The following is a 12,270-nucleotide window of genomic DNA, read 5'->3' as shown; positions in this document are numbered from 1 at the left end:
CAATAGCCGCGGGCAGACACATCGCGCACAATCTCGTCACACGGCGCCGCCATCGTTGCGGCATCTCCGTCTGGAGACAGCGTCGCGACGATGGCGGCCCGCGTCGCCGGCGCAAGGTACGCGAGAGATACACGTTTCCAAGTGCCGAATGCAACAGCCCATGCCGGTGCTCGATCGTGGTACATACGGTGGACAAGCGGCTGTAAGGCATAGTGCTGTGACGGACAAGCACCTGGATGATGTGGAGCGTACCCTCTCATCGGCTTGCATCGCGCAGGAGAATTCGATGGCAGGATCTACGCGATGTTCCGATTGTGGCTACATGGCGTGACCATGAGCGAGGAGTCGCACAGATGCTCGTGGACATGCCTTCGGATGCGCCGACCATTCCGCGGAAATTTTCGACAACGTCACGACAGCGTTCGGGCTGGCATCCCAAGGAATGATCGTCACACTTGCCCTCGCTTACGTTGCGCCTCTCGCGAAGACATTCGGTCTCGTCATGACGTGAATCACCGACCCGGAAACGATCCGTAGAGTTTGCCTCTATCGTCCGTTGGAACTATCCTTGTCTGCTTCGGCCGCACGTTTCGCCAGTTTCATCGAATCCTGGCTGAAGCGCTGGGATCGCGATACCCAAATAGGGCATCGTCAGTCAAACGCCGTTTGAACGGCGTCGCACTAATAAGATGGTTGGACCCACTCAACAGGACGATGCCGTACACACATAACTACTTGACCACCAGACGTGTCCGGATAAAACCGGGTTCTCCAGCCAGTGCCCGTATCAATTCGCTGGATGGCGTTCTATCCAGATCCGTTACCACATAGCCAGTTTCGCCCTGCGTCTGTAGATGCTGGCCGACTATGTTGACACCTTCCCCGGCAAGCCGCGTGTTCAGTGTAGCGAGCGCACCCGGAGCGTTACCATGGACGTTGAGCAAACGCGCTGGTGCGTCCAGCGGGCCCGGATTGACGTGCGGGAAATTAACAGAGCCCACCGTATCGCCCGTCGTCAAAAACGATATCAGCTTGGTCGCGACTTCAGTCCCTATGTTTTCCTGCGCTTCCTCCGTACTCCCTCCGACGTGTGGCGTCAGGATCACGTTCGGCAAGTGCTGCAGCACGCTTTTGAAGATGTCGGCGTTGGTCTTGGGCTCTTCCGGGAATACGTCGATGGCCGCTCCGCCCAGCCGTTTGGCCTGTAACGCTTGCGCGAGCGCATCGATATCGACGACCGAACCGCGCGACGCATTGATGAGGATTGCGCCAGGCTTGAAACAGGCAAGCGTCGCAGCGTCAATCATGCGGTTCGTCTGCACAGTGGCAGGTACGTGAAGCGTCACGACATCCGCATGGGACACCGCGTCGGCGAGAGATCGCGCTGCACGGGCCGACCCTAGAGAGAGCCTCGCCTGCACGTCGTAGTACGCGACCCGCATTCCCATAGCTTCGGCAAGCACACCGACCTGCGACCCGATGTTTCCGTACCCTACGATCGCAATGGTTTTGCCGCGCGTCTCGAACGATTCGCTCGCGCCCTTGGCCCATGTCCCGGCATGCGCCAGCACGCTTTTCTCCGGCACACGGCGCAAAAGCAGGATCGCTTCGGCGATCACCAGTTCAGCCACCGACCGAGTGTTCGAAAACGGTGCATTGAAAACAGGAATTCCGGCGCGTGCAGCGGCGTTCAGGTCGACCTGCGAGGTCCCGATACAGAAGCAGCCTATAGCGAGCAAGTGATGTGCTGCATCGATTTCGTCGCGCCCAAGGTGCGTTGCCGATCGAATTCCGACCAGCTTGTGTGTTTCAAGTACACTCGTCAACTCCTGGCCGGCGAGCGCACCTGCGCGGCGCTCGACCTCTACTTTTGCTTCGCTGAAGCGTGCAACAGCGGTGTCATGGATATTTTCCAGAAGAAGGACAGAGGTCATAGGAAGTTCATATGTCAGTGAAGTTGGCTATTCGTAAGCCCGGCAGGTAGTGTCGGCAAAACGTCCGCAGTTTCGCCGCACTTGATCGCGCCGAACGCATCGACGCTCAGGTCTTAAGGCATCGCAACGATGTTAGCGCTTGCCGGACATTTGTGTTTTCAACCCTGTAATTTGTACGGTTCTACCCTTCCGCGTTTCTTTGACGAGGTTGCGTGGGTTGATCGCATGAAGTTACGAGCGCTTACGCCAACACCTACGACTTCACATGAAATCGACACGACTAAAACACGCCCTCGAGCAGGACAGCCGCATATGTCGCGCGTGGAATCGTTACATCGAAATCACACGCTTCTTTCTAAAAAACGACCGTCGCTTCGAAGCTGACAAACTAATAGATTGCCGCCGCGAGTTCGTCGCTGCAGAGGGCGCCTGGCTTCAATAGTTGCCTGCAGGCCAGTCGGTGTAGCCTTTGGCACCACCACCGTAGTAGGCCTCGCGCGGTGCCACGGCCAGTTCCGCGCCACGGCGCAGACGATCCACGAGATCCGGATTGGCGATAAACGGACGACCAAATGCGACCATGTCGATCTTCCCTTCTGCACGGCGCGCAACAGCCAGTTCGAGGTCGTAACCGTTATTGCCGATGTATGGACCTTCGAACAATGCTCGCAGCGCATCCAGATCGACGCCATCCGGCAGGGTGCGCGACGCTGCCGTTGCACCTTCGACGAAATGCAGATAAGCCAGTTTGAACCTGTTGAGCTGGCGGATCAGATAACCATACGTCGCCATGACATTGCTGTCAGGCGGTGTGTTGCCGGCATCGGGCGTCACCGGCGACAAGCGGATGCCGACGCGATCACCACCCCAGATCGCGACGACAGCGTCGACTACCTCCAGCGTTAGCCGGGTGCGATTCTCGATTGAGCCGCCGTATTGGTCGGTGCGCTCGTTAGTCGAGTCCCGCAGAAACTGGTCCAGCAGATAACTGTTGGCCGAATGCACTTCGACGCCGTCAAAACCCGCACGCTTCGCACATTCGGCGGCGCGCTTGTATTGCTCGATGATGCCGGGAATCTCCGACGTCTCGAGCGCACGCGGCATCGACACTTCGACGAGACCATTTTCCGTGTAGGTATTCCCTTCCGCCTTGATTGCGGACGGTGCGACGGGTGCTTCGCCGTTGGGTTGCAGATCGACGTGCGAAAAGCGACCAACGTGCCATAGCTGGGCAACGATCTTGCCACCGGTCTCGTGCACCCCATCGGTTACCTTCTTCCAGCCCGCCACCTGCTCTTCCGTCCAGATTCCTGGGGTCATCGCATAGCCCCGGCCCTGCGCCGAAATGTTGGTCGCCTCGCTGATGATGAGACCCGCAGTCGCGCGTTGGGCGTAGTACGTTGCATGCAGTTCACCCGGCACTCCATCTTCGCCCATCCGGCTGCGCGTCAAGGGCGCCATGACGATACGGTTAGCGAGCTCGAGCGCCCCCAGCTTCGTGGGTGAAAACAGATCAGTTCGAAAGTGGTTGTCAGTCATGTGAATCACCTTAAGTTAGTTGACCGGTCGTCTACTAAATTACCGAGTTCGCTGACCAGTCTTACAATGAAAAATCTCGAGACGGACCGCGCACTTGCAGCCCGAGCCTAGCGACCAAGCATTTGTCGACCAGTTGTCTAGTGCTTGGTCCTTTGTATCGCCAGTGCCGCACTTCGCTCAATCGCAATACGCGTTAAACGTCGTCGACCAAGCCGTCATGTCGCCGCCTCGCGCAGATAAGCGGGGAATATCTCCATGAACAATGTAGAAGCGTAGCGGCTTACAAGCTGACTGGGAATGGACGAACGCGACTTAGGTTACTGACCAAAAGTGCATAATCGACGCGCGGCGGCTCGCAGCCAATACCGAGGCGTAGCGCTCCTTCCTGTCGTGAGACAGACTGGCTGAACACGTAGTCGCCGATAGGCTTCAGTCAACGCCTAGCCGCGCGAGTGCGCGTTGCGCGCGGCCGACCTGGAGAGGTCGCGCTTGCGACGGGCTCGTTGCCCTGCCTGATGAAATCAATGAATGCCCGCATCTTGGATGGCATCTGGTCCCGGTTCGCGTAGTACAGATAGAACCGACCCGTGTCGATGCAGTGGTCTTCCAGTACGGCCACCAGTTCGCCACGGTGAAATTCAGGCTCGGCAAACTGCCGGAACACATAGGCAAGACCCAGTCCGGCCTTTGCTGCGTCCAACGCACAACGCATATCGTTGTAGACGTATTGCCCATCTACGTCCACGGAGTATGGATCGCCTTCCTGCGCAAACCGCCATTTGAATAATTTAGGCGGTTCTCCGATCAGATGCTGAATACAGTTGTGCCCGGCCAGATCGACTGGTTTTTTAGGAACACCACGGGCCTTCAGGTAAGCACGCGTACCGACGACCGCGAATTGCTGCGGAGGACCGATGGGAATCCCGATCATGTCGCGCTCCACAATGTGTCCTAGCCGGAATCCGACATCGTATCGGGACGCCACGATATCCGTCAGGCCGTTGTCGATCGTCACATCGAGCGTCATCTCTGGAAACATTCGCGAGAACCCGGGCAGGTGCGGCTGTATCAGCGTGACATAGGCCACGTAGGACGTATTGACGCGCAATACGCCTTTCGGGCTCGCCGCCGATTCCCCAACTTGCAGAATCGACGACTTGACCTGTTCCAACGCAGGGCCCAGTGAATCGAACAATTTCGCGCCTTCATCCGTCAAGCCGACGCTGCGCGTCGTTCTGTTAAGCAGCCGCACGCCGAGACGCGCTTCCAGCTTCCTGATCGCCTTGGACATCGCTGTCGGCGACACCTCCATCTCGATCGCCGCTTTCGCGAAGTTCCGGTGCCGTGCAACGCATTCAAACGCCAGCAAGCCCGACAAGTCAGGGTGTTTATAGGTCAGCGCAGTTGACACGTCCACCCCTTCGTAATCGGATACAGCAGATTATGCACTTTTGGTTCACAACCCAACACGCTTTGCTCCATTCATATCGGGCATACCGGCTGCTATGCTGACCATCTCGCTCAGTGCATGGGCACACCGCCCGTGCACTTCTTGCAGTTCGAACAGGAGTCAAGGTTCATGAAAACCTACCTCGTCATCGGCGCCGGTCCTGGCATCGGTCTTGCCACCGCCGAGCGATTCGCGGCGGCGGGCTATCGCGTCGTAATAGCCGCACGCAACCCGTCCCGTCTCGAACCGCTGGTTCAGCCGCTGCGCGACGCCGGTCATCCTATCGAATTCGAGCAGATCGACGCATCACGCCCCGCAGAGGTAGCAGGACTGGTACGCAAACATGGTTCCGATCTCGCGGTACTGCACTACAACGCAGGCGTTCTCCACTACGACGCAAACGGCCAGTTGCAGCCTCGCAGGCTCGAAGACGAAACCGTGGATACGCTGACGTCTGAGACGGCTATCAATCTGACGAGCGCACTCGCGGCCGTTCAAGCCGCGCACGACGTTATGGCCGCTCGGGGTCAAGGCACCATCCTCGTTACCGGGGGTGGCTTTGGTATCGAGCCGACGCCCGATTTTCTGAACATTAGCATCGCGAAAGCCGCATTGCGTGCGGCAACGAAAGCACTGTTCTCGTCCTTGCAGGAGGAGGGCATTCACATCGCGACCGTAACCGTAAGCACCCTTGTTGCAGCCGGTACGCGGCAATCCCTGGAAATCGCCCAAGCTTTCTTCGATCTTCACGCTCAGGGCCGACCCGACTGGACCTGGGAAACGATCTACAGCTGACGGGCAAGGACGCGCGAGCTCTACAGCGGTGCGTCCTCTAGTGGTGCGTGGGCAAGGCATGGCGCATCGCGTCCGCCGCGCCCGCCCTGTACCCACACATTCCAAGGATCACATGACTCAAATATTCGGTTACGCGGCTCAGTCCGCCTCGTCCCCACTGGCTCCCTTCAGCTTCGAACGCCGTACGCCCCGCCACGACGACGTAGCAATCGACATTCTTTATTGCGGTGTCTGCCATACCGATATCCATCAGGCGAGAAACGAATGGGGCGTCAGTCTATATCCTCTCGTCCCTGGTCACGAAATTGTCGGCAAAATCTCCGCGGTCGGCGACGGCGTCACGCGCTTCCGTGTCGGCGATCGGGTCGGCGTGGGCTGTCTTGTCGACTCATGCGGCCGCTGCCATGCCTGCACATCGGACCAGGAGCAATACTGCGTCGAGGAACCGACCCAGACCTACGCGAGCCGGGATCGCATCGACGGCTCAGTGACCTTGGGCGGTTATTCGAACAGCATCGTGGTCAAGGAGCACTTCGTCGTCCGGATCCCGGATGGTCTTGATCTCGCCAGCGCAGCGCCGATCCTGTGTGCGGGTATCACGACTTACTCCCCACTCAAACGCCACGGACTCCGTCCCGGTCATCGGATTGGCGTTCTGGGGATGGGCGGCCTCGGCCATATGGGCATCAAGTACGCCAAGGCACTAGGGGCCGACGTGACCGTATTCACGCGCTCACCCGCCAAGGCACGCGAAGCGCGCAAACAGGGAGCCGACAATGTTGTCATCTCGTCGAACGAATCGGAAATGCGATCGGTACAGGGGTATTTCGACTTCCTGCTCGACACCATCCCTGTCCAGCACGACCTGAACCCTTACCTCGAAACGCTAAAGTTCGGTGGCGTGCACATTCTCGTCGGGCTCATCGAGCCAATCACCCCGCCGGTTCATGCGGCCAACCTTGTGATGAAGGGACGCACGCTCGCCGGTTCGCTGATCGGCGGCATAGCAGAAACACAAGACGTGCTCGATTTCAGTGCTGAGCACGGTATTACCTGCGATATCGAGACAATCGATATCAAGAACATCAATGAGGCCTTCGAGCGCGTCGTGGCGGGAGACGTGAAGTACCGCCTTGTGATCGACATGGCCTCGCTTCAAAACGTCGGCCCGGGCTGACGGGTCTCGCCGAATGCCAGAAACGACACACCTCGCCGCACGGTTTCACACCGAAAACCATGGGGGGCGACTCCACGCACACCAGAGCGACGGATAGCCGACATCGTCGCTCCCGGACGTACAGCATGCGCCATGCCGTAACCCAACCCTGCCGTGGCAACTCAGTCCTCATTGTCCTTTTCGATATTCAGAGAATCTCCGATCGCATAGAAGTGGCCACCCGCGATGTAGTGGAGACTTCTTTGCGCCGGATCGGCATCCTCGAATTCCCAGTGACCATCCTTGAAGACACGCGTATCGGACCATGCGCCGACCACTTCGCCGATAAAGAGATCGTAGGTTTGCTGATTATGCGACTCGACGATTAGCCGGCATGCAAGCCATGCAGCACACCCCGAGACAAACGGCAGATCGTATCCGTCGAAGCGAAACAGCTCCACGCCGGAGCGCTCCAGTTTGTCCGGCTCGCTCGACAGCGTGCGGGTTCCAACTTCGTGCGTCAGTCGTAGTTGCGCCACCGTCGGCACCTGGATCACGAACGAACCGCTCTTTTCGACGAGTTCGCGGGTCTTCGTTATCTTGTCCAACACCACGGTCAGCTTCGGCGGGTTAAAGTCTAGCGCGCACGACCATGCTGCAGCCATGACATCGACGACATCGCCGTGATTCGCCGACACGAGAACCGTTGGCCCGTGGTTGATCAAACGATAAGCTTTTGTCAGTTCGACCGGTGCAACATGATTTTCCATTTTCGCTCCGTGGACAACTCCTCTGGACGATTCGTTCGCCGCGCCGGGTGCATTGGCAGCTCACCGCGACGCCGACGGTAGTGCGAAGCCGTCATCGTCAGCCTCCGTCAAACGATCACAGCGACAGAATCTCCAGCGGACGCGTCGTCACATGACAACCATATCGCATATTACCCTCGACTGGTATCGCGCCCGCTGTACCGGTCGTCATTCAAAGCGACTCTCCAAGGATCCGGTACATTTCCGTGTGATCGGTAGTGGGTTTGGACACACCTGCCGCCTTGTTCCAGATCTCGATGCTGCGCTTGCCCATGGGCATTTCGTATCCGACGGCGTTCGCGAGCGAAAGTGCGATATTGAGGTCTTTCGCCATTAGTTGAAGCGCAAATCCGGAACCGAAGGTGCCGCTTAGCATGAACTGCTTCACCTTCGTTTCCGACGTGTTGCTACGGCCGCTCGCCGAGTTCAGCACGTCGGTCATGATCTCAGGCTCGATGCCGAATTTCTTCGCGACCACAAGCGCCTCGACAGTAGCCACCAACCCTGTCGCCGACACGTAGTTATTCAGCGCTTTGGCGGCATGGCCCGCCCCTGCGGAGCCGATATGCAGAATCTTCTGACCCATCACCGCCAACAACGATCGTTGTGCTTCGAGGACATCCGCGTTCCCGCCAACAAGAATCGCCAGCGTTCCGGAAACGGCTTTCACAACGCCGCCCGAAACAGGAGCATCGAGATAGTCCAGTCCCAGCTCGGCAAGTCGAAAACTAAGATCGCGAGATCGCGCGGGCTCGCTGGAACTCATGTCAATAACGACGCTCCCCTCTGCCAGCATATGCGCCCATCCATCGGCACCGTCCTTGCCCAGCAGCACCGCTTCGACGATCGCCGAGTTCGGCAGCATCGTGATCAGCACGTCGAGTTGCGGCGCAGTTGAATCGGTCAAGCCTTGCGTCTGCTGCTCGTCGCAGAACCGGTCGGCTCTTTTGTCGTCTGCGTCCAGCACGAACAGGTCATACCCCGCTGACGCGATCCGGGATGCCATTGAGTATCCCATCATCCCGAGCCCGATGAAACCAACTCTTGCTCTACTGGACACGCTGTTCATGTGTTACCTCTGTTCAACTGATGGATTGAATACGGCACGGAACGCAGGTCAGTATATTTTCCGTCATACAATCCGTCAATCATGCAAATTATCTCGCGATACTTCGACTTACCATGCGCAGCAGATGTCACCGTACCGCGCCACAGCGCAGCCGGACAACAGATCAGAGAATTAAGAGGTCTGCAGTCGCCACCGGCGACAGCGCGGCCGGGCACAAAGACAGCCGTTGCTGTGCCTAACTGCATACTTGCGAGAGTATGACGTGAAGGACGGGGCACGCATGCGATGCGGCATAGTCCACCAGCCGCTGCGGTACGTCCAGCGCTCGCGCGGACGCGCCACGCTCAATTGGCGTCGCTCTGCTCCTGCATCAGCGCAAGAATCCTCAACGCCGCCAGGTGCGCATTCTCCACGTGTGTTCTCGCCGCTTTCTCGGCGGCATCAGCATCGTGCACCTTGAGCGCCCTGTAGAGAACGTCGATCTCCTTCAGGCTCTTCGACAGGCGATCGGGCTCCATCAGCGATGTCGCGCGAAGCAGGTTTATCCGCGAATACAGGCCGTTGAGCATTTCGCTGATCAAGGCGTTTCCGCAATTATTCAGCAGGATCCCATACAAACGGGATTTCGCCTTAAGCACGCCGTCCCGGTCGCGGGAGGCGGCTTGCGTTTTCAATTCTTTAGCCGCGAGGCCGAATGCTGCGATGGCTCGTTCGTCTGCCACACAGGCAAACTGGCGGGCCGCAAAACCCTCAAGCAAACCTCGCAGCGCGTAGAGATCGCTCACCTCGTCTGCCGAAATCGCCGTGACCGTGGGCCCCTTGTGAGGAGTGATCGTGACGAGCTTCTCCGCCTCCAGCCGGCGCAGCGCCTCGCGTACAGACGTACGACTCACACCGAGGCGTTCGCATAGATCCCGCTCGACAAGTCTCTCACCCGGCCGGAGGCGGCCAGTCATAATTGCCTCCCGGAGCGAATTCTCGACTTGATTTCGCAGTGTTTCCGGGCGGATAAGCTCCATTTCGGTGCTCATTTTCTCATTCCTATCACACAATCATTTTGCCCGATTGTACACCGCTACCGACCAGACCCTGTTTCGCGACAGGCCCGGCTTCACCCAGATGCCGTTGTTTTGCAGTCAGACGTCGGCCGTCAGGTCAACGTCCTTCGTCTCACGCAGGAACAACAGGCCGATCACAAGCGATATCGCGATCCACGCTACCGGACACGAGAGCCCAGAGTAGATATTGCCGCGCTGCGCCGAAATCGCAAACGAGAAAGTCGGAAGCAGTCCGCCGATCCATCCACTCGCGAAGTGATAGGGAAAAGACATCGCTCGTATCGGGAACATTTCCAGCAATGCGGGAGCCGCAGGTGTCGGGGTGAGCGTCATGTACGCAAGCAGGACAACGAGCAACATAAAGACAACGGGCTTGTTGAACTGATCCCGCGATGCCGTGGTGGGAAAACTGAAATGATCCAGTGTGCCGCGCAGTTCCGCTGCGAATGCAACCGTTCTCGTTTTCGTGCCGACAGCGCTGAGCGCGCCGACGTCCAACGGCAGGCAAGCTGCGATCGCCGACATGCACGATTGCGGGACCCGGTGAAGTCGCCGCTCGCATTTCGTATGCTGACACCCGCGGCCGTCAATGTCTGACGGGCAATGTCGCAGGAACTCGTGAAACGACGCGATCCGATCGGATTGAACATGAACGAACGGTCCTGTCCTACCGCTTCGACCCATACGCGCACGCTCGCCTGAGTGCCTTAGCTTAGCCGCCGACGCTCCAGATCCGTGCCCGCCATGTTCTGTCTCCTGTCTATTTATTTGAACGACTGCCACCTGTACTCCTGTATGTGACATCCGTGTCTTCCCGCTCCTGCCGTCGCGGCCCGGAAGCGCAACCGCAGTCACATCTTGATGATCTGCCGCACTGCTTTCCCTTCGCGCAGCCGATCCATCCCGAGATTGATCTCGTCGAGACCGAGCCGGTGCGTGACCAGTCGGTCTACCGGCAAGCGTCCACGTTGGAACAGGTCGATGTAACGGGGAATGTCCCGAGACGGCACGCTGCTGCCCATGTAGCTACCGCGGATTGATTTTTCCTCAGCGACGAGCGAGACCGCCGGAATCGCGAATCGTGTGGTGGACGGCGGCAGGCCGGCCGTCACCAGTTCGCCGCCTCGACGTGCGATCCCATATCCGAGCTCAAGCGCAGCCGCGGCGCCCGCGGTCTCAATGACTACGTCGACACCACCGCGCGTCGCTTCGCGCACAGCCTCCAAAACATCGGGAGAGCGCGCATCGAATGTGTCGGTCGCACCGAGTGCACGGGCCAACTCAAGCTTGTCCACGTTGACGTCAAGCGCAATGACGCGTGCCGCGCCCGCCACGACGGCCCCGAGGAGCGCAGCGAGCCCGACACCACCGAGGCCGATGACGGCAACCTGCGACCCGGGCTTGATGCGCGCCGCGTTCACGGCCGAGCCGACTCCAGTCAGCACGGCACAGCCGAACAATGCAGCCTCCTCAAGCGGGATTTCCGGATCGACTTTCACAATCGAATGACGCGATACCGTCGCATATTCCGCGAACGCGGAAATGCCGGAGTGGTGATTGAGCGGTGTGCCGTCACGAGACAGGCGGCGACCGCCGCCAAGCAACTCCCCGGCCGCGCCTGCAACCGCCCCCGGTTCACAAAGCGCGGGGCGACCGCTCGCACATGGCGTGCAATGACCGCACGCGGCAACGAACACCGAGACCACGTGATCGCCCGGTTTCAGATCATTGACGCCGGATCCAACCTGCTCGACGATGCCGGCCGCCTCGTGGCCAAGCACCATCGGCAGCGGCCTCGGCCTGACCCCATCGACGACCGACAGGTCGGAATGACAGATGCCAGCCGCGGCGATCCTGATCAGAACCTCGCCAGGACCAAACGGCGCAAGATCGACCGTTTGTACTGAAAGTGGGCGAGAGTCGACGTATGGCGGGGGCAATCCCGATTGATCAAGAACTGCTGCGCGGATTTTCATCGCGTGAATATCCTCGATAAATAGATAGCTGGTAGCAGCAGTGCACCGATCAATCGGTCACGCCACCGGAGAGAAAGCGAGCGGATCATCCGACCTGCAGGTCAGCTTCGAATGCGTGAATTACCTCGCTTGCAATCCTGAACGCCGCCAATGCAAGCGGCACGCCGCAATAAATACCCGCTTGCATCAATACGGCGCGGATCTCATCCTTCGTCACGCCGTTGCGCAATGCCCCTCGCACGTGCACCCCGAGCTCGTGATGCTGGCTCATCGCGGTCAGCAGGCCAAGATTCAGCAGGCTGCGCATCTTGAACGGCAGCGTCGGATTGCCCCAGATCTCGCCCCAACAATACTCGGTGACCAGTTTCTGCATCGGACGATTGAAGTCGTCGGCGTTCGCCCAGGACTTCTCGACATGCGAGGTCCCGAGCACGTCCTTGCGGTTCTGGAATCCCCTATCAAAGCGATCGGTTTGGTCCATTTC

General features: G+C 58.9%; 11 protein-coding genes and 1 pseudogene. 3 read left to right on the top strand and 9 right to left on the bottom strand.

Translation table 11 applies throughout. The features are described 5' to 3' along the window. Nucleotides 1-227 precede the first annotated feature (227 nt). Nucleotides 228-670, top strand: a pseudogene (locus PQR40_RS35075) (LysR substrate-binding domain-containing protein); the annotation flags it as partial. Nucleotides 671-731: 61 nt separating this feature from the next. Here the strand turns inward: PQR40_RS35075 and serA are convergent. The 3 genes from serA to PQR40_RS35060 all read right to left on the bottom strand — a co-directional run bounded on the left by serA (nucleotide 732) and on the right by PQR40_RS35060 (nucleotide 4,884). Next, on the bottom strand, nucleotides 732-1,952 hold the full coding sequence (gene serA, locus PQR40_RS35070; RefSeq protein WP_408510893.1) for a phosphoglycerate dehydrogenase: 1,221 nt from the start codon (nucleotides 1,950-1,952) through the stop codon (nucleotides 732-734). Nucleotides 1,953-2,369: 417 nt separating this feature from the next. Beyond that, nucleotides 2,370-3,473, bottom strand: coding sequence for an alkene reductase (locus tag PQR40_RS35065; protein ID WP_408510889.1), 1,104 nt, complete (start codon nucleotides 3,471-3,473; stop codon nucleotides 2,370-2,372). Between the two features lie 433 nt (nucleotides 3,474-3,906). Further along, entirely contained in the window at nucleotides 3,907-4,884 is a 978-nt protein-coding gene (locus tag PQR40_RS35060) for a LysR family transcriptional regulator (protein ID WP_408510888.1), read from the bottom strand. Between the two features lie 168 nt (nucleotides 4,885-5,052). Here PQR40_RS35060 and PQR40_RS35055 point away from each other — a divergent pair, with 168 nt between their 5' ends. Further along, entirely contained in the window at nucleotides 5,053-5,718 is a 666-nt protein-coding gene (locus PQR40_RS35055) for an SDR family NAD(P)-dependent oxidoreductase (RefSeq protein ID WP_408510887.1), read from the top strand. A gap of 112 nt (nucleotides 5,719-5,830) precedes the next feature. Further along, the gene (locus PQR40_RS35050; RefSeq protein ID WP_408510892.1) at nucleotides 5,831-6,895 is read left to right on the top strand and encodes an NAD(P)-dependent alcohol dehydrogenase; all 1,065 of its coding nucleotides are present in this window, start codon (nucleotides 5,831-5,833) and stop codon (nucleotides 6,893-6,895) included. A 161-nt stretch (nucleotides 6,896-7,056) separates the two neighbouring features. Here PQR40_RS35050 and PQR40_RS35045 read toward each other — a convergent pair whose 3' ends face one another. The 6 genes from PQR40_RS35045 to PQR40_RS35020 form a co-directional block, all read right to left on the bottom strand. After that, nucleotides 7,057-7,644 carry a flavin reductase family protein gene (locus tag PQR40_RS35045; protein ID WP_408510886.1) on the bottom strand — a complete coding sequence of 196 codons (588 nt, stop codon included), beginning with the start codon at nucleotides 7,642-7,644 and terminating at the stop codon, nucleotides 7,057-7,059. Between the two features lie 211 nt (nucleotides 7,645-7,855). Beyond that, a complete protein-coding gene (locus PQR40_RS35040; protein WP_408510891.1) occupies nucleotides 7,856-8,743 on the bottom strand; it encodes an NAD(P)-dependent oxidoreductase in 888 nt (295 codons plus the stop codon). A 353-nt stretch (nucleotides 8,744-9,096) separates the two neighbouring features. Beyond that, complete coding sequence (locus PQR40_RS35035) at nucleotides 9,097-9,783, bottom strand: GntR family transcriptional regulator (protein ID WP_408510885.1); 687 nt, start codon at nucleotides 9,781-9,783, stop codon at nucleotides 9,097-9,099. A 105-nt stretch (nucleotides 9,784-9,888) separates the two neighbouring features. Next, nucleotides 9,889-10,335: a hypothetical protein gene (locus PQR40_RS35030; protein WP_408510884.1), complete on the bottom strand. Its 447-nt coding sequence runs from the start codon at nucleotides 10,333-10,335 to the stop codon at nucleotides 9,889-9,891. Between the two features lie 326 nt (nucleotides 10,336-10,661). Next, entirely contained in the window at nucleotides 10,662-11,786 is a 1,125-nt protein-coding gene (locus PQR40_RS35025) for a zinc-dependent alcohol dehydrogenase family protein (RefSeq protein ID WP_408510883.1), read from the bottom strand. A gap of 85 nt (nucleotides 11,787-11,871) precedes the next feature. After that, a complete protein-coding gene (locus PQR40_RS35020) occupies nucleotides 11,872-12,267 on the bottom strand; it encodes a carboxymuconolactone decarboxylase family protein (protein WP_408510882.1) in 396 nt (131 codons plus the stop codon). Nucleotides 12,268-12,270 lie beyond the last annotated feature (3 nt).

Source organism: Paraburkholderia sediminicola, from assembly GCF_046026855.1.
In the GTDB taxonomy this organism is placed as follows: domain Bacteria; phylum Pseudomonadota; class Gammaproteobacteria; order Burkholderiales; family Burkholderiaceae; genus Paraburkholderia; species Paraburkholderia sediminicola_A.
The sequence above is the reverse complement of the archived record's forward strand: the minus strand, read 5'-3'. Positions and strand labels throughout refer to the sequence as shown.

What these genes read in the sequence shown, in the direction of transcription:
- PQR40_RS35065 (WP_408510889.1), bottom strand. Translation starts at nt 3,473, where the DNA reads ATGACTGACAACCACTTTCGAACTGATCTGTTTTCACCCACGAAGCTG.
- PQR40_RS35020 (WP_408510882.1), bottom strand. Translation starts at nt 12,267, where the DNA reads ATGGACCAAACCGATCGCTTTGATAGGGGATTCCAGAACCGCAAGGAC.
- PQR40_RS35035 (WP_408510885.1), bottom strand. Translation starts at nt 9,783, where the DNA reads ATGAGCACCGAAATGGAGCTTATCCGCCCGGAAACACTGCGAAATCAA.
- PQR40_RS35055 (WP_408510887.1), top strand. Translation starts at nt 5,053, where the DNA reads ATGAAAACCTACCTCGTCATCGGCGCCGGTCCTGGCATCGGTCTTGCC.
- PQR40_RS35050 (WP_408510892.1), top strand. Translation starts at nt 5,831, where the DNA reads ATGACTCAAATATTCGGTTACGCGGCTCAGTCCGCCTCGTCCCCACTG.
- PQR40_RS35025 (WP_408510883.1), bottom strand. Translation starts at nt 11,786, where the DNA reads ATGAAAATCCGCGCAGCAGTTCTTGATCAATCGGGATTGCCCCCGCCA.
- PQR40_RS35045 (WP_408510886.1), bottom strand. Translation starts at nt 7,644, where the DNA reads ATGGAAAATCATGTTGCACCGGTCGAACTGACAAAAGCTTATCGTTTG.
- PQR40_RS35030 (WP_408510884.1), bottom strand. Translation starts at nt 10,335, where the DNA reads ATGTCGGCGATCGCAGCTTGCCTGCCGTTGGACGTCGGCGCGCTCAGC.